Source organism: Caulobacter sp. GW821-FHT11E10 (assembly GCF_058808375.1).
The window spans coordinates 207,183-228,669 of sequence record NZ_JBXARP010000005.1; the positions used below are offsets into that span (position 1 = coordinate 207,183).

Sequence of the window (21,487 nt, forward strand, 5' to 3'; positions counted from 1 at the left end):
TTTCGGAACGGCCTCGGACCCAGTCCGGGGCCGTTTCTATTTGCGGCGGAACGTCACCATCATCGGGCGATGGTCGGAACCGAGCGCCGGACCGCGCTCGACCTTCACGGCGTGCCACTGGTCGCCCGCATAGACGTGGTCGATCGGCAGGAAGGGCGCTGGTGCGGGCGCGACGCGCGAGAACTTGCCGGCCGGCCAGGACGGCATGGCCAGGGTCCAGCGGCGGAGGCCAAGGGCCTTGTCCTGGCGCTTCAGCGTGAAGGACCATGGCGTCGAGTTGAAGTCGCCGGTCAGGATCAGGCTCTTGCGGTCGAACTGTTCCAGGGCCCCGGCCAGCTTGCGACCCTGGGCCTGCTGCGGTCCGGCGGGGATGGGCCAGGTGTAGTGGACGCCGACCACGGTGAACGAACCCTTCGGATCGGCCAGGGTCGCCCAGGAGCCGGACAGATAGGGCATTTCCGGCGGCATGCCGCCGCGCGCGACCATCTTCTTGCGTGAGAAGATCCAGGTCTCACAGCGGCTGGCCTTGTCGCATGACGCGAACGGATACTCGGCGCGCAAGGCCTTCACGACGGGCAGGGCGTCGCCGGCGCCTTCCTCCAGGACCACGACGTCGGCGTCCTGGGCCAGCAGCCAGTCGAGGCTCTTCCTGGGCGAGCGGTTCTCGTGCCAGACATTGAACTGGATCACCTTGAGGTCGCTGGGCGCTTCGGTCGACGGCTTGAACTTGTAAGCGGCCCACAGCTCGGGGCCCATCAGGGCGCCGCAGGCGGCCAGGGTCGCCGCGCCCAGGCCCACCATCACCCAGCGCTCGCCATCACGCGCGAAGAGGCCGCCCAGCACCACCGCGCCCACACCCATGGCCAGCCATAGAGGCATGGCGTGGGTGAGGGCGTCCAGCCGGTCGCTGAACACCCCGCCCAGGCAAGCCACGGCCATGCCGGCCCCGACGAGGCCCAGCATCAAGGCGGTGCCCCGCACGAGCAGGCTCAGGAGTTGGACGATCAAGCGCATGGTTGGCCCATAGCACGCCTCGACAAGGGATGGGGCGCGGCTATTCGCCGGGGTGGTAGATGAAGCTGATGTTGCGGATGCGCTCCTCGCCGATCTGCAGGCTGCCCGTGAAGACCGTCCGCACCGCGCCGCCATTGGGGCCGGCGGCCTTGGCCGCCTTGAGGGCCGCGAGGTCCGGTGCGAGCCACAGGACGACCTCGCCCAGCCGCGCGTCCTTGGCCCGGAAGGTCATCTCTTTGGCGTCGACGCTGTAGCTGTCGGGCAGCAGCCGGAAACTGACGGTGTGATAGGTCTGGCCCAGTTCGTTCTCGGCCGTGGGGCTGGCGACGTCCTGGAAGGCCAGGAAGATCGGGGCGTAGGTGGCCGAGCGCTTGCCGGCTTCCCACTCGGCGAAGTCGGACGGTCCTCCGATGTTGAGCGACTCCAGCTTCCAACTGCCCTTCTGCACCGTGGTTTCGGTGAAGTAGAAGCCGCCAAGGTCGAGACTCGGGTCGTGCTTGAAGCCGACCTCCGTCGCCGGGAAGGCCGACGAAGGCGGTGGGGCCGCAGCCGTCCTTTGTTCCGCGGGCTCCGCTGGAGCGGTCGGCGCCGCCGTCTTGCTGTCGCAGGCCGCAAGCAGCAACAGCGGCGCGAGCGCCGGGGCCAGCAGGCGTTTCATGGCGGTCTTCCCCCGAAGAATGGTGTTCATTCGAAGCATGACGTCGACCCGCCGGACTTGTCCACCGCGCGCTCGCGAGGGCGGGAGTCTTGACGTTCCGGGCCCATCGTGCGCTTGAAGCCCGCCCATGCGCCTTTCCGACTTCGACTTCGACCTGCCCGAGGACCATATCGCCCTGCGTCCGGCCGAGCCGCGTGACGCCGCGCGCCTGCTTGTCGTGCGCCCAGGTCAGCCGCTTGCTGATCATGTCGTCCGCGAGCTGCCCGACTTCCTGCGTCCCGGCGACGCCCTCGTCTTCAACGACACCCGCGTTATCCCCGCGCGCCTTTCCGGCCTGCGCGAAGGCCGCACGACGGGCGGTGGAGACGGCGCGCCCGTGGCCGTCGAGGCGACTCTGCACCGCCGGGTCTCGCCTAGCCGCTGGAGCGCCTTCATGCGCCCCGGAAAGCGGCTGAAGGTCGGCGACCGCGTGGCCTTTGGGTCGCGCGACGATCGCGCCTGTGAGCTCGACCGCCTCGACGCCACCGTCGCCGAGAAGCACGAGGGCGGAGAGATCGTGCTGGCCTTCGACATGTCGGGTCCTGACCTCGACATCGGCATCGCCCGCCACGGCGACATGCCGCTGCCGCCCTATATCGCCGCCAAGCGGGGCGAGGACGAACGCGACCGCGCCGACTACCAGACCGTCTACGCCCGCGAGGACGGTTCGGTGGCCGCCCCGACCGCCGGTCTGCACTTCACTCCGCAACTGCTTGAAACCCTGAAGGAAAAGGGTGTCTCGCTGCACTTCGTGACCCTGCACGTAGGGGCGGGAACCTTCCTGCCGGTCAAGACCGACGACGTCTCCGAGCACAAGATGCACGCCGAGTTCGGCGAGGTGAGCCAAGCCGTCGCCGACGCCCTCAACGCCGTGCACGCCGCTGGCGGCCGGATCGTCTGCGTCGGCACCACCAGCTTGCGCCTGCTGGAGAGCGCCACGGGCGAGGACGGGGTCGTGCGGCCGTTCGCCGACGAGACCGCTATCTTCATCACGCCCGGCTACCGCTTCCGCGCCGCCGACGTCTTGATGACCAATTTCCACCTGCCCAAGTCGACCCTGTTCATGCTGGTCAGCGCCTTCGCCGGCCAAAGGGCGATGCGCGAGGCCTATGAGCACGCCATATCGACGGGTTACCGCTTCTATTCCTACGGCGACGGCAGCCTGCTATTCAAAGACGAGACCCGCTGATGGCCGCGTTCCCCTTCGAGATCAAAGCTGTCGAGGGCAAGGCCCGCACCGGCGTGCTGAAGACCCCGCGAGGCGACATCCGCACGCCGGCCTTCATGCCGGTGGGCACCGCTGCGACGGTGAAGGCCATGACCGTCGACCAGGTCAAGGACACCGGCGCCGATATCATCCTGGGCAACACCTATCACCTGATGCTGCGCCCTTCGGCCGAGCGGGTGCATCGCCTGGGCGGCCTGCACAAGTTCATGCGCTGGGACAAGCCGATCCTGACCGACAGCGGCGGCTTCCAGGTCATGAGCCTGTCGGGGATCAGCAAGCTGACCGAGGAGGCGGTGACCTTCTCCAGTCACGTCGATGGCTCCAAGCACGTCCTGACGCCCGAGCGCTCGATCGAGATCCAGGCCGACCTGCTGGGCAGCGACATCGTCATGCAACTGGACGAATGCGTCGCCTGGCCGGCTGAGGAGGCGAGGGCGCGCAAGGGCATGGAGCTCTCCGCCCGCTGGGCTCAGCGCTCGAAGGACGCCTTCGGAACCCGCGACAGCCAAGTGCTGTTCGGCATCCAGCAGGGCTCGACCTTCGAGAACCTGCGCCGGGAGTCCTCGGATCGTCTCCGTGAAATCGGCTTCGACGGCTACGCCATCGGCGGCCTTGCGGTCGGCGAGGGTCACGAGGCGATGTGCGAGGTGCTGGACTACGCCCCGGGCCTGCTGCCCGAGGACCGTCCGCGCTATCTGATGGGAGTCGGCAAGCCGATCGACCTGGTGGAAGCCGTGGCGCGCGGCGTCGACATGTTCGACTGCGTCCTGCCCACCCGCTCGGGCCGACACGGCCAGGCCTGGACCTGGGACGGGCCGATCAACCTGAAGAACGCCAAGTTCGCCGAGGACGAGTCCCCGCTGGATCCCGACAGCGACTGCTCGGCCAGCCGCGACTATTCGAAGGCCTATCTGCGCCACCTGTTCAAGGCCGAGGAGATCCTGGGCCAGGTTCTGCTGTCCTGGCACAACATCGCCTTCTTCCAGGCCCTGACGGCGGCCATGCGCGCCGCGATCGAGGAAGGTCGCTTCGAGCGGTTCCGTCGCGACTTCCGCGCCCGGCACCTCAGCGAAGGCTAGGCCTAGTAGGACGGCCCCTGGGGCACCGTCGGGCCTTGTTCCTTGTAGATCGGGAAGCGCGGCTTGCGCGGCCCGTAGGGGTCGCGCGGCGGCGGCATGCCAGGATCGACCACGGGCGCCTCGACCGGCGGCTTGTGCTGCGGCGTCGCCGGGGGATTGCAACCGCGCGCCTCGCCAAGTCCCTTCAGATAGGCGCGACGGACATTGCCCGAGGTGATGGCGCTCTGGACCAGGCGGTCATGGCGCTCGGCGCCGGTCAGCTTCCGCACCCAGCCGCGCATCGGGATCATGTCCTGCGCCGCGCTGGCCATCGCGCCCAAAGCCGCCTGACCAGCGGCCTTGCGACCACGATCCATCAGGTCCTCGTTCTCTTCGGGCGGGTTGCGGTCGATGTCCTCGCCCAGCGCCGTGTCCAGTGGCGCGACGAGCGCGATCAGGCTTCTGCAATCGGCCCTGGCCGGACGCTGATAGGGATCGTCCATCGCCTCCAGCAGCACGCGCGGGATCTTGGTGCGGACGAGGTTCACGTCGCGCAGAGGCGCGCTGACCGCGCCGCTGATTCCCTCCTTGTTGGCCTCGGAGGTCGACTTGATTCTGCCGTCGTCGGATTGAGCAGGCGGCGCGCCGGACAGGGGAGGCGGCTCCTGCTGCTGCGCCAAGGCCGTTCCGGCCAGGGTCGCTCCGCAAAAGGCCGTCAAAAGCAACGTTCTACGCATGACTCACTCTAACCCGCCCACAGCTTTACCGTCATCCATCGGAAAAACGGCGAAACCATGCTTGCGACCACGATGGCCCCCGACTATGGTCCGCGCCGCTTCCACCGGTCCCCGCCGGATCGTGAGCGGGCCGGTAGCTCAGTGGTAGAGCATTCGACTTTTAATCGAATGGTCGTGGGTTCGAACCCCACCCGGCCTACCAACCAACGAATTGAAATGTTTGAAAAACATAGCAGTTCGACTTGGTTGAACCGTTAGACTTTTGTCTCCCGACCGTTAGACTTTTTCGCCACGGTTCTGTGACCTGCGTCGCTCGCTAGCAATGCGCGCGTGTAGATTCGCGCTTGCGAGTAGATCAAGAACGCGAGGTGGCTTGTGGGCCTACTGATTGTCCCCGTCGTGCCTGGGGGCGGGCGTTCAAGACTTGGGGGCGGCCTTTGGATAGGGTGATGATCTGTGGCGCGATTTACGCCTTGGGATTTCCTATCGGTGTAACGTTGCTGGTGAACCGGGCGCACTGGGGCAAGTTTCTAGAGTGGCTGATCAATGGCGGCGGCGCAGGTTGGGCGCAGGCTATTGGCTCGGTCGTGGGCATAGTCGTAGCCGCTGTTTTTGTTGTCCGTCAGATCGATGCAAATCGCGAGCTCGACGAAGCTCGACGCCGTCATGAGGCCAACGCTCAGATACAACTAGCCACACGAACACTCTCTATCCTGGCCAGCCAAGCGCACGCGTTCAGCCTAAGTTTTACGAAGCTGCTTGAAGGCAGTAGAAAATTGTCTGTCTTCCAACTTGGTGCGACGTCGCGGCAGTACGTGCAGTTTTGCGAAGCATGCAGGCAAATTGACCAGGGCTTGCTTGAACCGCCTGGCGTCTATGTCGCGATGAATCTCAGCATGTATGCTGACCTGATTGCGTTCACCGCCGGCCTTTGGGACACGAACCCCGTTGCAGCAAGGAAGACGCTTCTCAATCAGTGCAAAATTTTGATGGAGCGGATCGAGGAGCACGCGGATCCATTGAGCCTGAAGTTAGTCCTTCGCGAGCCCAGTTCTTAGTCGAGCCGGTGCTTGGGCACTTTGGTGTTCTAGAGGCTGTCGGAACTCATGAGGTTGTCACAAACCGTTAGACTGTCCTGAAAAGCCCAAGAAATGCAGGGCGTGAACAAACGCAGAAAGGTCTAACGGTAACTAGCAAATCCAAGACGATAACTTTGCCTTTTAATCGAATGGTCGTGGGTTCGAACCCCACCCGGCCTACCAATCAAGCCTTGTCCAGCAAGGCCTTGACGAGCGAGCAAGCTTATCGAAAAACCCAGAGGGATGAACGGCGCCGCCGGTGCGCGTCCCAGTGCGCGATCGTCCGCGCGCCCTTTTTCGAGCGCGCGGATCGCCGGCGAAATCCTAGGCGCCGAAGACGTATTCGGGCTTGCCGTAGACGCTGATCAGATCGACCGCGAAGGTCGCGCCGTCGGCCAGATCGGCGAGGAAGGCGGCGTTGGAGCGGGCATACATCCCGACATCGGCCTTTTCGGCCTCGCCGAGCAGCCAGCCGACCATCGCGGCCTTCGTGCCGATACCGTTGGCGCCGTCCTGACCGTAATAGGCGAAGTATTCGGCCCGGGTCATGGTCACGCCGTTGAGCACGAAGCTCGGGTCCAGCAGGGCGTGGACCTTGGCGTCCGTCGGCGTCGCGCCGAAGATGGTGGCGTAGGCGTCGCGGGTGGCTTCGAACAGGGTCTTGGCGCCGTAGGCGGCCTCGAACGGCGTCCGGCCTTCGCCGACCTTGCCCAGATTGACCGCGAAATTGATGTAGCGGTTCTCCAGGCTGAAGGTCTGGTAGTAGGCCGAGTTGATGTTGTTGCCGTTGGGACCGGTGGGCGAGACCAGATAGTCCATGCCCGGCCCGCCGGGGATCTTACCCGTGAAGAACTGATAGCTCAGAGTGGCGACCGAGGTCGTGGCGTCGGCGGCCTTGATGATCTCGGCCAGCGCCGTGGTCGCCGTCAGCGTCCCGGCGGCGATGCGCGCGGCCAGGTCGGCGCCCAGGGCGATCGTGTTCGGCGACAGGCTGGTGGCCCGCAGGATGTTGGCGAACGCCGTCTCCACGGTCACCGGCAGGGTGAAGAGATTGCTGAGGGTGATATTGGAAAAGCGCAGTTGCTCGACGCCGACCAGCTTGTCGACGCCGTCGGACGAACCGGGCCGAAGGTCCGTGATGCTCAGGCTTTGATCGCTGTTGAGGGACAGGCGGTAGTTGGCCGAAGATCCCGAATAGACAGCCGTGTCGACGCCCGCGCCGCCGTCCAGAGTGTCATTGCCGGCCGCGCCCTGCAGGGTGTCGCTGCCGCCGCCGCCCAACAGGGTGTCCGCGCCGACATTGCCGAGCATGGTGTCGTTCGGCGCGAAGCCCTGGAAGCGGGATCCGCCGACATCGGCGATCGGATTGGCGACGGTGGTCATGCCCAGGTCGCGGAAGACCGCCAGGTCGATGGCGTCGAGATACCAGCGCAGTCCGTTCGGCGCATAGGTCGAGCCCTCCATCATGCTGAGGTCGAACCCGTCGGACGAGACGCGGCCATAGTGGTGGTAGTTGTTGAAGGCGCCGGTCGCCAACGGCACGGGTGCGCCGTAGATGGCGACGGCGTTGGCTCCCGTGAACACCGGCACGCCGTTCTGGGTGGCCACGAAGGTGTCATAGGTCGACATGAAGGCGCCCGAGACGACGCCCGTATTGCCGTCGCCCCGGCCGTTGAAGCCCAGGGCGTGGCCGATCTCGTGCAGGAAGAACGACACCGCGTCGAAGCGTCCTGCCTGAACCGGCGTCGAGCGCGTCAGCGGGTCGGGATCCAGCCACAGCGCATTGTTGAGATAGGCCGGCGGGATGGAGACCTCGATATCGTACGCGGCTCCGTTCGGATCGATACCGCTGAGCAGTTCGGCGACGCCGCCTTCGTGGATCACCGTCTTGCCGTTCTCGACGCCCTTGTTGACCGCGACGGCCGAACGTCCGGATCCGACCGTGCGCCCGGAAAGGTCGACGAGGACCACCACGTCCAGCGTGCCCAGGCCGGTGATGTGACGCGAGAAGATCTCCATCGCGCCGCGCAGGTTGGCGAGCACCGCCTCGGCCTGACTCGCGGTGAAAGCGTTGGTCGGGTCGCTCAAGGCGACTGTGTACTGGAAAGTCATGGCTGGCCCCGCCCTCGTGGCGGAAAGCGCCGCCCCGCCCATTGTATCGGATCACGACCAATCGGCCGTGCGATTAAGTTCATGCGAACTGTAGATTGGTCAGCGCCGCTTTCACGACGATGCATCCCATCGTCCTCAATGGAGAACCGGTTCAAGCACGCCATTCCCTTGAAGGGTCTGAGTTCGAAACGGGTCGATCCGAGGAGGCGGAATCCTTGATTCGCAACACCTCATGTGCGGTGAAAACGCGTTATGACTTTCTAAATTTTGAAGCGTGTCGGCTAGCGTTTAGCGGGGAAGCAATCGCTCGAGAGCGTGCGGTCCTCGCCAGTTTTTCTGCGGCCCCGACCCGACTTTTCTCGTTTGCCCCATTGCACCGGTAGAGATTTAAGCGGCTCAGTTTCAACGACGCCGTCGGGACCCTTATCCGGTCCGGCGCGTTCAACCTTTGCCTTGAGCCATGTGGCGAGCCCGGACCCTGGACGACGATCAGACGATGACCGCCGACACCGCCGTGCGCCGGTCGCCCGCGCCGCCGTCCCGACAAACGGGCAAGCGGCCTTTTTTCCGTAGGCGTTCGGCCATTCCGGGCTTCGGCCTGACCATGGGCGTCACCCTGACGATCCTGTCGCTGATCGTGCTGATTCCGCTGGCCGCCGTGGTCTTGAAGGCCGCCCATCAGTCGCCGGCCGAGTTCTGGGCCGTGGCCACGTCAGAGCGCTCGCTGGCCGCCTATCGCCTGAGCTTCGGCGCGGCGTTCGTGGCGGCGGTGATCAACGGCGTGTTTGGCGTGCTGACCGCCTGGGCGCTGGTCCGTTACGACTTTCCAGGCAAGACCATGGTCAACGCTCTGGTCGACCTGCCGTTCGCCTTGCCGACCGCCGTGGCCGGCATCGCCCTGGCGACGCTGTACGCGCCCAACGGCTGGGTGGGGCAGTTCCTGACGCCGCTCGGCATCAAGGCCGCCTACAACCCTATCGGCGTGGCGATCGCCCTGACCTTCATCGGCCTGCCGTTCGTGGTTCGCACCATCGAGCCCGTCCTGCGCGACGCGGCCGAGGACGTCGAAGAAGCCGCCGCCAGTCTCGGCGCCAACCGCATCGACACCATTTTGCGGGTCGTCCTGCCGGCCCTGGCGCCGGCCTGGCTGACCGGCTTCGCCATGGCCTTCGCGCGGGGGGTGGGCGAGTACGGCTCGGTCATCTTCATCGCCGGCAACATGCCCTACAAGTCCGAGATCGCGCCGCTGCTGATCATCATCCAACTGGAGCAGTTCGAGTACGAGCGCGCCGCCACGATCGCCGTCGTGATGCTGGCCGTCTCGTTCACGATGCTGCTGATCATCAACGCCATCCAGGCCTGGGCGCGGAGGTTCGACTGATGAGCGCCGTCACCCAGAATTCCCCCAAGGGGCGCCACCGCGGCGCCACCGAGGATCCAGCCTGGGCCAAGGCCCTGGTGATCGGCGTCGTGCTGGCCTTCCTGGCCCTGGTGCTGATCCTGCCGCTGGCTGCGGTGTTCGCCGAGGCCCTGCGCAAGGGGCTGGACGCGGCCCTGCTGGCCGTCAACAACGTCGACGCTCTGGCGGCGGTCAAACTGACCCTGATCACGGCGGCCATCTCGGTGCCGTTCAACGCTGCCTTCGGCCTCTGCGCCGCCTGGGCGATCGCCAAGCACGAGTTTCCCGGCAAGGCCCTGCTGATCACCCTGATCGACCTGCCGTTCTCGGTGTCGCCCGTCGTGGCCGGCCTGATCTACGTGCTGATCTTCGGCCTGCAGGGGTGGTTTGGCGACTATCTGGTCGACAACGACATCAAGATCATCTTCGCCGTGCCCGGCATCGTGCTGGCGACCGTCTTCGTGACTTTCCCCTTCGTGGCCCGCGAGCTGATCCCGCTGATGCAGGAGCAGGGGACCAGCGAGGAGGAGGCCGCCGTCTCGATGGGCGCTGGCGGGCTCTACACCTTCTGGCGGGTGACCGCGCCCAATGTGCGCTGGGGCCTGATGTACGGCGTGCTGCTGTGCAACGCCCGCGCCATGGGCGAGTTCGGCGCGGTGTCGGTGGTCAGCGGTCATATCCGCGGCTTGACCAACACCATGCCGCTGCACGTCGAGATCCTCTACAACGAGTACGACTTCGTCGGCGCCTTCGCGGTCGCGGCCCTCCTGTGCCTTCTGGCCTTGGTCACTCTGGTGCTGAAGACGGCGCTTGAAATCCAGCCGGGCGTGCGCGGGCGCCGCGGACACTGAACGGACTTACGGCCACATGACCATTTCCATCCGCTCCGTCGAAAAGAAGTTCGGCCGCTATCCGGCGCTGAACAAGGTCGACCTCGAGATCGCCGACGGCGAACTGCTGGCGCTGCTGGGCCCGTCGGGTTCGGGCAAGACGACGCTGCTGCGCACGATCGCCGGCCTGGAGTTCCCCGACGCTGGCCAGGTGCTGTTCGACGGCGCCGACGTGACCTTCGCTTCGGCCGCCGACCGCCGGGTGGGCTTCGTGTTCCAGCAGTACGCGCTGTTCAAGCACATGACCGTCGCCAAGAATATCGCGTTCGGCCTCGACGTCCGGAAGGGCAAGGACCGGCCGCCCAAGGCCGAGATCGCCCAGCGGGTCGAGGACCTGCTGAAGCTCGTCGAGCTGGAAGGCCTGGGCGCGCGCTATCCCTCGCAGCTTTCCGGCGGCCAGCGCCAGCGCGTGGCCCTGTCGCGCGCCCTGGCCGTGCAGCCCAGCGTGCTGTTGCTGGACGAGCCGTTCGGCGCTCTGGACGCCACGGTCCGCAAGTCACTGCGCAAGGAACTGCGCCGCGTACACGACGCCACGGGCGTCACCACCATCTTCGTGACCCACGACCAGGAAGAGGCCCTCGAACTGGCCGACCGGGTCGCGGTCCTCAACAAGGGCCAGATCGAGCAGATCGGCACGCCCGACCAAGTGCATGACCAACCGGAAACGGCCTTCGTCTGCGGGTTCGTCGGCGAGGCCAACTGCTTCGAGGGCCAGGTCAGCGGGGGGCGGTTCAGCGCCGGTGCTCTGGGCCTGCCCGCGTCGGGCATTCGTGAGGGCGGCGCGACAGCCTATGTCCGACCGCACGACTTCGTGCTGGACGACGGCGGCTTCGAGGTGCGGGTTGAACGCGCCCATGTGCAGGGAGCCTTGACCACGGTCAACGCCACCGCCGCCGACGGCCGCCATATCGAGATCAGCGCCTCACGCGCCGAAGCGGCGCGTTTTCAGGGCACCGTGAAGATCGCGGCGCGCAAGGCGCACGTTTACGCCGCCTAAGGCTCCGCGCGCTAAGCTCGACTAACGAACGCGGTTCAACGTTCGCGGGCGCGTCGGCTATGCTTGCGCTAACATCCGGCCCGAGTCGGCGGGAGATCTTTAGAGGCGATGGCCATGGTGGAGCCTTCGGGCGCGGATCGCCGCTCGCATCCCCGGATGCCGGCGGCGCGCAAAATCTACATCGTGGATGATCCGCGCTCGTGGAAATGCTCGCTGCTGGACGTCGCCGAGAAGGGCGCTCGCCTGTCGACGGCGGGCATAAACGCGCCGCCGGACAAGTTCGTCTTCGTCGACGCCGGTGGACGTCGGGTGCATCTGGCGCACGTCGTCTGGCGTTCGGGGACCGAGGTCGGGGTGCAGTTCCTGGTGACCCAGCGCATCGGCCCTCGCGCCGGCGGCGCGGCGGGAGCCCTGGACATCGCCCGCCGGTTCGCGGCGACGCTTCCGGCCGAGACGGAAGTCTAGGACTACTGCTGTTGTTGTTGCTGCTGCTGCTGGTGGATGTCCTGCCGCAGCACCGCGTCGGGACGGCGACGCCCGCCCGTGAAGCTGGGACGCGCCATGCGCAGGAACTCCGGTTCGGCCAGGGCGGCGCGAGCGCGGCGGACCGAGACGCCGACCGCCAACTGGCTCTCCGCGTCGCCCTTGTAGACACCGCGTGACGGGGTGACGTCGGCATAGTCGCGGCCCACCGCCACGGCAACGTGCCGCTCGCAGGTCATCATGTTGTTGGTGGGGTCCAGGCCGACCCAACGCAGGCTGGGCAGGAAGACCTCGACCCAGGCGTGGGTGGCGTCCGGATCCGAGCGGTCGCCGGCCTCGCGGTCGGTGAACAGATAGCCCGACACATAGCGCGCCGGGATGCCCCACTCGCGGCAGACGGCCAGCATGATGTGGGCGAAGTCCTGGCAGACGCCGCGCCCGGCCCTCAGCGCCAAGTCGATCGGGCTGTCGGCGTCGGTGACGCCGGGCTGATACTCGAACGCCCGATAGATGGTCTGGGAGAGCGTGCGGACCGCCGTCAGCGGGTCCTTGCGCCGCAGCGTCTCGAGGTCGTGCTCGTTGATGAAGGTCTGCAGGGCCTCGGTGGTCTGGACGAAGCCGTGTGGCCTCAGAAAGTCGAAGCATTCGCCGCGCACGAACTCGCTGCGCAGCCGGTCCCATTCGCCCATGTCCAGCTGGTCGGGACGCTCACCGGTGGGTTCGGTCTCGACCGCTGAGCGCGCGATGATGGTCAGCTTGTCGTGCGGCTGGGGCACATCGAAGTGATAGACCGCGTTGCCGAAGCTGTCGGCGTACGAGAACACCTGGGCGGCCGGTTCCAGGTCCAGATCGAAGCTGACCAGGCGCTGGCGAGCGGTCTTCTGGGGCTGCATCCACAGCTCCATCAGGCTTTCCCGAACAGGGCGCTCGTAGTGGTACTGGGTGACGTGGCGGATTTCGAGCAGCACGAGCGGGATCCTAAGCGGGAAGGCGTGTTTCGAGGGGATAGGCCACGAAGGTGTCGTAGATCGCTCCGTGGATACGCGCGCACTCGTTGACGACGGTGGTGAGCAAGGGGCCGGCGCCGACAGCTTCCAACTCGTCGACATCGGCGAATTGCAAACGGGCCTTCAGCCGGCCGGCCAGCCGTTCGGGCCCCGCGCGCTCGCTGGTGGCCACGCGGCGAGCCAGGGCGCTGAGGTGCTGCTCGATCTGGGCGGTGGCGAAGCGGATCGAACGGGGAAAGTCCTCGTCGAAGACCAGGAACTCCAGAATGTGCCGGGGTTCGATCTCGGCGGTGTAGACCCGCAGATAGGGCTCGAGGGCGCAGGCCATGCGCAACACGCTGACCAGCGCCACGTGATCGGCCACTTGGCCGTGGACCGGCGACTCCGCGAAGCAGACCTCCAGCAGGCGCGACAGCAGATGGGCGCGTTCCATGTAGATGCCCAGCATCATGAACCGCCAGCTCTCGCCGTGGCTCATGGTGGTGTCGGCCGCGCCCTTGAACAGGTGGAGGTCGGCGATCACATCGTGCAGGAAGTTGTCCGAGCCGCCCGAGAACGCCTTGGCCGCGTCATCATCGGTGACCTTCAGATAGAGCAGGTTCAGCCGCTCCCAGGTCTCGGTGGTGATCTGATCACGAACCTGGCGCGCGTTCTCGCGGGCGCGGGCCAAGGACGAAACCACCGAATTGGGATCGCCGCGGTCCAGAACCAGCGCCTCGGCCGCCTCGAACGAGCCGATGTCGATCCCGTCGCCCGGCTCGCCCACCGCGGCCATGGCGATCCGCACCGCCTGGGTTCCCGAGTCGGTCTGGTCCAGGGTCGCGTTGAGCATGACGCTGGACAGGCGCGAGAGGTGCTCGGCCCGTTCGATGTATCGGCCAAGCCAGTAGAGGCTGTCGGCTACCCGAGCGAGCATCATGCGAGCGACCTCTTTGCCTTGGGGAGCGCGAGCATCATGGGCGGGGGCTCCCGTTGGCGTGGCCATTGCCATTGGGTTCGTCAGCCAGCACCCAGGTGTCTTTCGATCCGCCGCCTTGGCTGGAATTCACCACCAGCGAGCCGCGCTTCAGCGCCACGCGGGTCAGGGCGCCCGGTGTCACGATGGTCTTCTCGCCTGACAGGATGAAGGGGCGCAGATCGACGTGGCGCGGTTCGATACGGCCGTTGACGAGGCACGGCGCGGTTGAAAGCTGGATGGTCGGCTGAGCGATGTAGTTCTCCGGATCGGCCTTGATGGCCTCGGCGAAGGCGTCGCGCTCCTTCTGGCTGGCGTGCGGACCGACCAGCATGCCGTAGCCGCCCGAGGCGCCGACGGCCTTGACCACGAACTTGTCGAGGTTGCCCAGCACGTGGCTGAGCTGCCGGGACTCGCGGCAGAGGAAGGTCTCGATGTTGGGCAGGATCGCGTCCTCGCCCAGGTAGTAGCGGATGATGTCGGGGACATAGGCGTAGACGGCCTTGTCGTCGGCGACGCCGGTGCCCGGCGCGTTGCAGATCACCACATTGCCGGCGCGATAGGCGTTGAACAGCCCCGCCGCGCCCAACGAGCTGTCTCTCCGGAAGGTGAGGGGGTCGATGAAGTCGTCGTCGACCCGGCGATAGATCACGTCGATCCGGCGCAGGCCCGTCGTGGTCCGCATGTAGACCATGTTCTCGTGGACCACGAGATCGCGACCCTCGACCAGCGGCACCCCCATCAGGCGGGCGAGGTAGGCGTGCTCGTAATAGGCGCTGTTGTAGACGCCGGGAGTCAGCACCACGACCTGCGGATCGTTGCGCCAGTCGGCGGCCATGCTCTTCAGCGTCGACAGCAGCAGGTCGGGATAGCGCTCGACCGGCCGCACGCCGGCGGCGCGATAGGTCCCCGGGAAAGTCCGTTTGGCCGCGTCGCGGTTGGCCAGCATGTAGGAGACGCCCGACGGGACGCGCAGATTGTCCTCGAGCACGGCGAACTGGCCGTCCTGGCAGCGGATCAGGTCGCTGCCGCAGACATTGGCGTAGGCCTTGTGCGGCACATAGAGGTGCTGCATTTCGCGGCGATACGACGGCGCGCCCAGCACCAGTTCGCGCGGCACCACGCCATCCATCAGGATCTGCTGGTCGCCGTAGATGTCGGCCAGGAACAGGTTCAGCGCCTGCAGCCGCTGGGTCAGGCCCGTCTCGATCCGCTTCCATTCGTCGGCGGGGATGATGCGCGGGAACAGATCGGTCGGAATGATCCGCTCGGTGGTGTTCTCGGCGCCGTAGACCGTGAAGGTGATGCCCTGCAGCAGGAACGACCGTTCCAGGGTCCGTTGGCGGCCGGCCAGCTCCTCGGCGCCCAGCGTCGACATGCGGCCATGCAGCGGGTCGTAGTGCTTCCTGACCTCGCCCTCGGGCGTGAACATCTCGTCGTAGGCGATCCCCGGCAGGTACGCCGCCTCCGTCATCGGCAGGGTCGGTGCGTCGTCTAGGGTCTGGGTCTTCGCCGCCACGCTTTTTTCCACGCTTGTCTTCGCCTTGGGCCCACGCGTCGAAGGCGCGAACCGGTTCGACTCTAGAACGTCGCAATGGTCCCGCGCGCCGGATTCGACGTCCGCCGCGTGAATGCGCACGACTGCCTGTCATTTGGGCGCCTTTCGCCTGCTTTGAGAAGCGCCGCTTGTCGTTGTCTGGGTTCATTTCCGGTCGTGACACGGCGCAAGCCCCAGACTACAGCAGGGGTGGGGGCGCTTCGCGCGGGGAACGTGGTTTGGTGCTTGGGCGGTACTCCCTGGCTTTGGTGGCGGCGACTTGGCTCGTGGCCTCGGCCGCCTCGGCCGCCTGGGCCGACGAGCCGATGGCCCAGATCCAAGGTGTCGAGGACAAGGCCTTGCGTGAGGCCATCCAGCGCGCCCTGACCCTGTCCAAACATCCTGCCCAGAGCAGAGCCGAGGCCCGCCGCCGCGCCCGCCAGGCCGGCGAGGACGCCATCGCCGTCCTGCGCGCCGAAGGCTACTACGCCTACACCGTCGAGCCCGATGTTCTGGACGGCGAGCCGCCAAGAGCGGTGGTCAAGATCACGCCGGGTCCGGTCTTCGTCCTCGCCGATCCGCGCATCGACTGGTCGGGCGCGCCGCCGGACGAGGGCGTGCGCCAGCGCGCCGCCGCGGCCATGCGTCTGACAGCTGGCGAGCCGGGCCGTTCCGCCGACGTGGTCGGCGCCGAAGGGCGGGTAGTCGCCCAGGTCGCCAAGCTCGGCTATGCCGACGCGACCGCCGAGCCGCGCGAGGTGATCGTCGACCACGCCGACCATACGGTCCGTCCGGCCTTCAAGATTATCGCCGGCGAGTTGGTCCATCTGGACGGCGTCCAGGTGGTCACCGAGGGGCGAACCAACCCGGCCTGGGTGGGACGCCTGGCGCCATGGGTCAGCGGAGACGTCTACGATCCCGAGGACGTCGCCGAGCTGGAACGACGTCTGCGGGACACCAGCGTCTACGACTCGATCTCTGTCTCGCTGGCGGGCCCCGACAAGGCGACCGCCGAGGGCTACCGGCCCGTCGTCGTCACCCTGGCGGATCGCAAGTCGCGCACCATCGAACTGGGCGCGGGCTACTCGACCAGCGAGGGCGCGGGCATCGACGCCCGGTGGATTCGCTACAACCGGCTCAAGCGCGCCGACTCCACGATCTATGCCCTGCGCTTCGCCAAGCTGGAGCAGCGCCTGGGCGTCGAGCTCTCGCTGCCGCACTGGCGACGGCCGCAGCAGACCCTGAAGATGAACGGCTCGGTCTTCCGCAACGACACCGACGCCTACAATGAAACCGGCGCCACGGTCGGGGTCGACCTGACCAAGCGACGTCAGACGACGGCGTATCGCACCATCGGCGTCTCGCTGGACCTGTCGCAGACCAAGGAACAGGTCAATCGCAACGGATTGGTGGCCGGCCGCAAGCTCAACCTGGCCACGGTCGCCGGCCTGGCCGCCTATGCCTGGGACTTTTCGGACAATATCCTGGATCCCAAGCGAGGCTGGCGGCTGGAGGCCCGGGGCGAGCCGACCTACGTGGTCGGCGACACGACCGTGCCCTATCTGAAGCTGGCGACCCAGGGCTCGGCCTATCTGCCGATCGGCAAGGGGGCGAGCACGGTGCTGGCGGGACGGCTCAAGATCGGCGCCATCCTCGGCGGCGGCATTCCGCAGGTGCCGGCCTCTCGGCGCTTCTACGCCGGCGGCGGCGGTTCGGTGCGTGGCTACGCCTATCAGGCCATCGGTCCGCGCCTGACCGACAATACCCCCCAAGGCGGCATCTCGCTGGTCGAGACCTCCTTCGAGGTACGCCAGAAGATCACTCAGAACTGGAGCGGCGTGGCCTTCATCGACGCCGGCGCCATCGGCACGCACGAAACCCCGCAGCGCGAAGACTTCCGCGCGGGTGTCGGCGTGGGCGTCCGCTATGACCTCGGCTTTGGCCCGATCCGCGCCGACATCGCCGTCCCGATGGGGCGCCGCAAGGGCGACCCGGCGTTCCAGATCTATCTCAGCATCGGGCAAAGCTTTTGAGCGGCGAGCAGGACAAGCCTGACCTGACGGAGACCGTCGTCCACGTCGCCGAAGTGACGGGCGAGGTCGCGGTGAAGGCCGCCAAGAAGATTGGCTGGGGCGGCGCGCTGCTGATCGCGGCGGGGATCCTGGCCGCCATCCTGCTCGTCATGGCCGGCGGCCTGCGCCTCGCGCCGATCACCCCGCAAGGCCGGATGTTCCTGGAGGCCCGCGCGTCGGGCCTGAAACTCGGTCGGATCGGCAAGCTGCATATCGAGGGCTTGTCGGGCGACATCTGGAAGAACTTCGGCGTCCGTCGCCTGACCATTTCCGACGAGAAGGGGATTTGGTTGGAGGCCCACGACCTGCGCGTGGCCTGGCGCGCCACGGAGCTCTTCGGCCGCCGCTTTCACGCCGAACGGATCGACGCGCGCGACGTGATCGTCCTGCGTCGACCGACCATGGCCCCGAAGGGTAAGTCCAGCGCCGCGCCGGTCTCGGTGGACCTGGACGCCTTCGCCTTCCGCCTGATCACCCGTCCGGCATTCAGCGGCCGCGATGGCGACTTCGACGTCAAGGGCGCTTATGAGATGGCGCGGCTGGGCGGACAGAAGGGCAAGCTGGCCGTCGGCTCGCGCCAGCATGTCGGCGATCACCTGAAGCTCGACTTCGACCTGGGCCGCTCCGACAGTCTGCACCTCAACGCCGACGCCACCGAGGCCAACGGCGGCGCCATCGCCGGGGCCCTGGGCCTGCCGGCCGATCGCTCGTTCGACCTGAAGGCCAGGGCCGACGGAACAACCAGCCGGGCCGCCTTCAAGGTCGTGGCGCGATCGGGGACCACGACGCCACTGCAGGCCGACGGCGCCTGGACGCCGGAAGGGGGCTCCGCGAAGGGGCGGCTGGACCTTGAGGCCTCGCAGCTCACGCAGCGCCTCGCCGACATGTTCGGGCCCGAAGCCAATTTCACGATCGACGGCAAGAAGGCGACCAAGGATGGGCTCTCGGCCTTGAACCTGGAGGTTCGAGCCCAGAACCTCGCCTTGCAGGGACGTGGCCTCGCCGACCTCGCGAAGAAACGAACCGGCTCCAACGGCATCGCCTTCACCGCCCAGATCGGCGCGTTGAGGCGGATCGTCTCGATCCCGCAGATGGGGCGCGGCCTGATCGACGGCGTTTTCCGGTTGGAGGAGGGTGGCTTCTCGCTCGAAGGAAACGCCGACGTCGCCGACCTGGAACTGCTGGGCTACCACCTGAAGCACGCCAGGGGACCGGCCAGGGTCCGCTGGGCCAAGGGCGAGCTGGAGATCAAGGCGCAGGCTACCTCCTCGGGCGGCGGCGGGACGGGCCTGCTGGCCGTGCTGGGCGCGGGCCCCAAGGCGACCTTCGAAGGCGCGCGGATCAAGGGGGGGCGGTTCCTGATCCGCTCGGCCCGCATCGATGCGCCGAACCTGATCGTCACCGGCAAGGGCGAGCGCGGCGTGCTGGGCGGGCTCTCGTTCGACGGCGAGATGAAGGTCGCCAGCCTGGGACCTGTGCGTCCCGGCGCCAAGGGCTCGGTAGCGGCGAAATGGTCAGCCTCCAGCTTCGCCGGCCGGCCCTGGAGCTTCACGGTCGACAGTCGCGCGGCGGGCTTCGCCACCGGCTATGCCGAGATCGATCGCCTGCTGGGCTCGACGCCTCGCCTGGAAGGCAAGGCGGGCTGGAACGACGGCGTGCTGACCGTCGCCGACGCCAAGCTCGATGGGGCGAACGCCAGCCTGAGGTCTTCAGGCAAGATGGTCGCCGAGGGTCTGGGCCTGGACTTCAAGTTGGATTGGACCGCCGCCGGTCCGTTCCGCGCCGGCCCCCTCGAGATCGCCGGCAAGGCGACGGGCGACGGCCATGTCGGCGGAACCCTCGCGGCGCCTAAGGCCGAGCTGAAGGCCGATTTCGACTCTATCGACCTGCCGCGCCTGCCGCTGACCAAGGCCCACCTGACCCTGAATTTCGCGCGCGGCCCCAACGCCACCGACGGCGCCGCAGCTTTGCAAGCTGACAGCGCCTATGGTCCCGCGCGCGGCCGAACCGTCTTCCGCTTCTCGCCAGGCGGGATCGAGCTCACCGAATTGGACATCGACGCCGGCGGCGCGAAAGCCCAGGGCGCGATGAGCCTGCGCAACGGCCTGCCGGCGACCGCTGACCTGGCAGTCGCCATCGGGCCCGGCGCATTCCTGCCCCGGGGCCAGGTGAAGGGCTCGGCCAAGCTGGTCGATGCGCCGGGCGGGGGCGTGGCCAACGCCACGCTCGACCTGACGGCCGAGGACGTCGCCAGCGGCGCTTGGAAGGTGCGCTCGGCCCGGATCCGCGCCGACGGCCCGCTGTCGCGCCTGCCCTTGGCCATCGACGCGCGCGGCGAGGCGCCCGGCGGTCGCTGGCGCTTGAACGGCTCTGGCGACCTGGCCCAGACCGGCAAACTCTACGACCTGACCCTGAACGCCGCCGGTCGCCTGGGCCGTACGGAGGTCAAGACCCGCGAGGCCGCGAAGATCCGCTTCGGCGACGGCCCGACCCAGGCTCGGTTGCGCCTGGCCATCGACCAGGGACGCGCGGATATCGACGCCGATTTCGGCGGCGCGACCGCCATGCTGAAGGCGCAGCTGACCGGCGTGACCCTGACCGCCTTCGATCCGGACCTGGACGGCGATATCGACGGCGCGTTCAACCTTCATGGCCAGGGCGAAACCCTGGGCGGCGACTTCACCATGCGCCTGTCCAACGCCCGAGAGCGCGGCGCCAAGGTCGAGCAGTCGATGGACGCCAAGATCCACGGCGACCTGACCGACAACCAGCTGACCATCGTCGCCGACGGCGACAACCGCCAGGGCCTGAAGGCCGAGGCCAATCTCGTGCTGCCGGTCGAGGCCTCGGCGCGGCCATTGCGCCTGATGGTCAACAAGAAGCGCCCGGTGCAGGGGCGCTTCATGGCCCAGGGCGAGATCAAGCCGCTGTGGGATCTGTTGCTGGGGCCCGAGCGGTCGCTGTCCGGCAAGATCGACCTGCAGGGATCGCTCGGCGGCACCCTGGCCGATCCGCGCCTGGTCGGTCGCGCGGGCCTGGACAGCGGCGGCTTCGAGGACGGCCAGAGCGGCCTGCGCCTGCGCAACGTCACCCTGCGCGCGGCCCTCTCGGACAACGCCATCGACGTCAGCCAGGCCACCGGCGAGGACGGGCAGGGCGGTTCGATCTCGGGCGCGGGACGGATCAGCCTCGCGCGCGACGGCGTCGGTAGTTTCAAGCTCGATCTGAAGGGCTTCCGCCTGATCGACAACGATCTGGCCTCGGCCGTGGCGACGGGGCAGACCAGCATCAACCGTTCGGCAGACGGCAAGATCAAGCTGACCGGCGCGGTGACCATCGACCGCGCGGACGTCTCGGCCCAGAGCAAGACGCCGATCGGGGTCGTGGCCATGGATGTGATCGAGCGCAATCGACCTCAGGATTTCGATCAGGGCCTGGAGCGGCGGCCGACCACCGGCGGCATGATCCTGGACCTGGACCTGAAGGCCGCTCGCCGAGTGTTCGTGCGCGGACGTGGCCTGGATGTCGAACTGTCGCTGGACGCCCATGTCGGCGGCACCTCATTGGCCCCGGCCTTGAGCGGCGTGGCCCGCGTGGTGCGCGGCGAGTACGACTTCGCCGGCAAGCGTTTCGAGTTCGACGACGATGGCGTGGTTTATCTGTCGAGCCAGCTGGACCGCATCCGTCTTGACCTGTCGGCCACCCGCGAGGACGCCGCCCTGACCGCCGTGGTCCGGATCCAGGGCACGGCCGCCAAGCCGGAGATCACCCTGACCTCCAAGCCCGAATTGCCCAGCGATGAGGTGCTCAGCCAGGTTCTGTTCGGCTCGTCCGCGGCTCAGCTGTCGCCGATCGAGGCCGCTCAACTGGCTTCGGCCCTGGCCTCGCTGGCGGGCGGCGGCGGGTTCGACGTGATCGGCAACCTGCGCAGCTTCGCGCGCCTCGACCGCTTGGCGTTCGCGGAAGGCGCCACCGGCATGACGGTGTCGGGCGGCAAATACGTGACTGACGACGTCTATGTCGAGATCATCGGCGGTGGCCGCGAAGGCCCGGCGGCGCAGGTCGAGTGGAGGATTCGCCGGACCTTGTCCCTGGTCTCCCGGATCGGTGGGCAAAACGACGCCAAGCTTTCGGTTCGGTGGCGAAAGGACTATTGAGAAGGCAAGGCTGTTGCGTGGGTGACCGGTTACCTCGACGGAGGTGAGCACGATTTACCCGCGGC

General features: G+C 67.2%; 16 protein-coding genes and 1 tRNA gene. 10 read left to right on the top strand and 7 right to left on the bottom strand.

Going from position 1 to position 21,487, the window contains the following annotated elements:
• Positions 1 to 36: 36 nt before the first annotated feature.
• On the bottom strand, positions 37 to 1,014 hold the full coding sequence (locus tag AC1RRV_RS12065; RefSeq protein ID WP_492859876.1) for an endonuclease/exonuclease/phosphatase family protein: 978 nt from the start codon (positions 1,012 to 1,014) through the stop codon (positions 37 to 39).
• A 40-nt stretch (positions 1,015 to 1,054) separates the two neighbouring features.
• Positions 1,055 to 1,672 carry a hypothetical protein gene (locus tag AC1RRV_RS12070; protein WP_492859877.1) on the bottom strand — a complete coding sequence of 206 codons (618 nt, stop codon included), beginning with the start codon at positions 1,670 to 1,672 and terminating at the stop codon, positions 1,055 to 1,057.
• Between the two features lie 127 nt (positions 1,673 to 1,799).
• On the opposite strand from AC1RRV_RS12070, the gene queA reads away from it, so the two are divergent.
• Entirely contained in the window at positions 1,800 to 2,900 is a 1,101-nt protein-coding gene (gene queA, locus AC1RRV_RS12075) for a tRNA preQ1(34) S-adenosylmethionine ribosyltransferase-isomerase QueA (protein ID WP_492859878.1), read from the top strand.
• Positions 2,900 to 4,018 carry a tRNA guanosine(34) transglycosylase Tgt gene (gene tgt, locus AC1RRV_RS12080; protein WP_492859879.1) on the top strand — a complete coding sequence of 373 codons (1,119 nt, stop codon included), beginning with the start codon at positions 2,900 to 2,902 and terminating at the stop codon, positions 4,016 to 4,018. The genes queA and tgt overlap by 1 nt, the downstream gene beginning before the upstream one ends.
• 2 nt (positions 4,019 to 4,020) lie before the next feature.
• Here tgt and AC1RRV_RS12085 read toward each other — a convergent pair whose 3' ends face one another.
• Positions 4,021 to 4,734 carry a hypothetical protein gene (locus AC1RRV_RS12085; protein WP_492859880.1) on the bottom strand — a complete coding sequence of 238 codons (714 nt, stop codon included), beginning with the start codon at positions 4,732 to 4,734 and terminating at the stop codon, positions 4,021 to 4,023.
• 127 nt (positions 4,735 to 4,861) lie between these two features.
• Between AC1RRV_RS12085 and AC1RRV_RS12090 the strand changes: the two genes are divergently transcribed.
• Together AC1RRV_RS12090 and AC1RRV_RS12095 are read left to right on the top strand one after the other, a co-directional pair.
• Positions 4,862 to 4,936, top strand: a tRNA-Lys gene (locus tag AC1RRV_RS12090).
• 247 nt (positions 4,937 to 5,183) lie between these two features.
• A complete protein-coding gene (locus tag AC1RRV_RS12095; protein ID WP_492859881.1) occupies positions 5,184 to 5,792 on the top strand; it encodes a hypothetical protein in 609 nt (202 codons plus the stop codon).
• 345 nt (positions 5,793 to 6,137) lie between these two features.
• Here AC1RRV_RS12095 and AC1RRV_RS12100 read toward each other — a convergent pair whose 3' ends face one another.
• Complete coding sequence (locus AC1RRV_RS12100; RefSeq protein WP_492859882.1) at positions 6,138 to 7,925, bottom strand: hypothetical protein; 1,788 nt, start codon at positions 7,923 to 7,925, stop codon at positions 6,138 to 6,140.
• Between the two features lie 496 nt (positions 7,926 to 8,421).
• Here AC1RRV_RS12100 and cysT point away from each other — a divergent pair, with 496 nt between their 5' ends.
• The 4 genes from cysT to AC1RRV_RS12120 all read left to right on the top strand — a co-directional run bounded on the left by cysT (position 8,422) and on the right by AC1RRV_RS12120 (position 11,676).
• Entirely contained in the window at positions 8,422 to 9,306 is an 885-nt protein-coding gene (gene cysT, locus AC1RRV_RS12105; RefSeq protein ID WP_492859883.1) for a sulfate ABC transporter permease subunit CysT, read from the top strand.
• Positions 9,306 to 10,175, top strand: a complete 870-nt coding sequence (cysW, locus tag AC1RRV_RS12110) for a sulfate ABC transporter permease subunit CysW (protein ID WP_492859884.1) — start codon at positions 9,306 to 9,308, stop codon at positions 10,173 to 10,175. Before cysT ends, cysW begins: the two co-directional genes overlap by 1 nt.
• A 16-nt stretch (positions 10,176 to 10,191) precedes the next feature.
• Positions 10,192 to 11,211, top strand: a complete 1,020-nt coding sequence (locus AC1RRV_RS12115) for a sulfate/molybdate ABC transporter ATP-binding protein (RefSeq protein WP_492859885.1) — start codon at positions 10,192 to 10,194, stop codon at positions 11,209 to 11,211.
• A 108-nt stretch (positions 11,212 to 11,319) separates the two neighbouring features.
• Positions 11,320 to 11,676, top strand: coding sequence for a PilZ domain-containing protein (locus tag AC1RRV_RS12120; protein WP_492859886.1), 357 nt, complete (start codon positions 11,320 to 11,322; stop codon positions 11,674 to 11,676).
• Between the two features lie 2 nt (positions 11,677 to 11,678).
• On the opposite strand, the gene AC1RRV_RS12125 is transcribed toward AC1RRV_RS12120, so the two are convergent.
• Genes AC1RRV_RS12125 through AC1RRV_RS12135 form a run of 3 tightly spaced genes read right to left on the bottom strand, consistent with a single transcriptional unit; the run spans position 11,679 to position 15,175 of the window.
• Positions 11,679 to 12,662 (bottom strand): transglutaminase family protein, encoded by a 984-nt coding sequence (locus AC1RRV_RS12125; protein WP_492859887.1) that lies wholly within the window; start codon positions 12,660 to 12,662, stop codon positions 11,679 to 11,681.
• A gap of 10 nt (positions 12,663 to 12,672) precedes the next feature.
• Positions 12,673 to 13,620, bottom strand: coding sequence for an alpha-E domain-containing protein (locus AC1RRV_RS12130; RefSeq protein ID WP_492859888.1), 948 nt, complete (start codon positions 13,618 to 13,620; stop codon positions 12,673 to 12,675).
• A gap of 34 nt (positions 13,621 to 13,654) precedes the next feature.
• On the bottom strand, positions 13,655 to 15,175 hold the full coding sequence (locus AC1RRV_RS12135) for a circularly permuted type 2 ATP-grasp protein (RefSeq protein ID WP_492859889.1): 1,521 nt from the start codon (positions 15,173 to 15,175) through the stop codon (positions 13,655 to 13,657).
• A 257-nt stretch (positions 15,176 to 15,432) separates the two neighbouring features.
• Between AC1RRV_RS12135 and AC1RRV_RS12140 the strand changes: the two genes are divergently transcribed.
• Both AC1RRV_RS12140 and AC1RRV_RS12145 read left to right on the top strand, forming a co-directional pair.
• Positions 15,433 to 17,226, top strand: a complete 1,794-nt coding sequence (locus tag AC1RRV_RS12140; RefSeq protein WP_492859890.1) for an autotransporter assembly complex protein TamA — start codon at positions 15,433 to 15,435, stop codon at positions 17,224 to 17,226.
• Positions 17,227 to 17,297: 71 nt separating this feature from the next.
• Positions 17,298 to 21,422, top strand: coding sequence for a translocation/assembly module TamB domain-containing protein (locus AC1RRV_RS12145; protein WP_492860104.1), 4,125 nt, complete (start codon positions 17,298 to 17,300; stop codon positions 21,420 to 21,422).
• Positions 21,423 to 21,487: the final 65 nt, after the last annotated feature.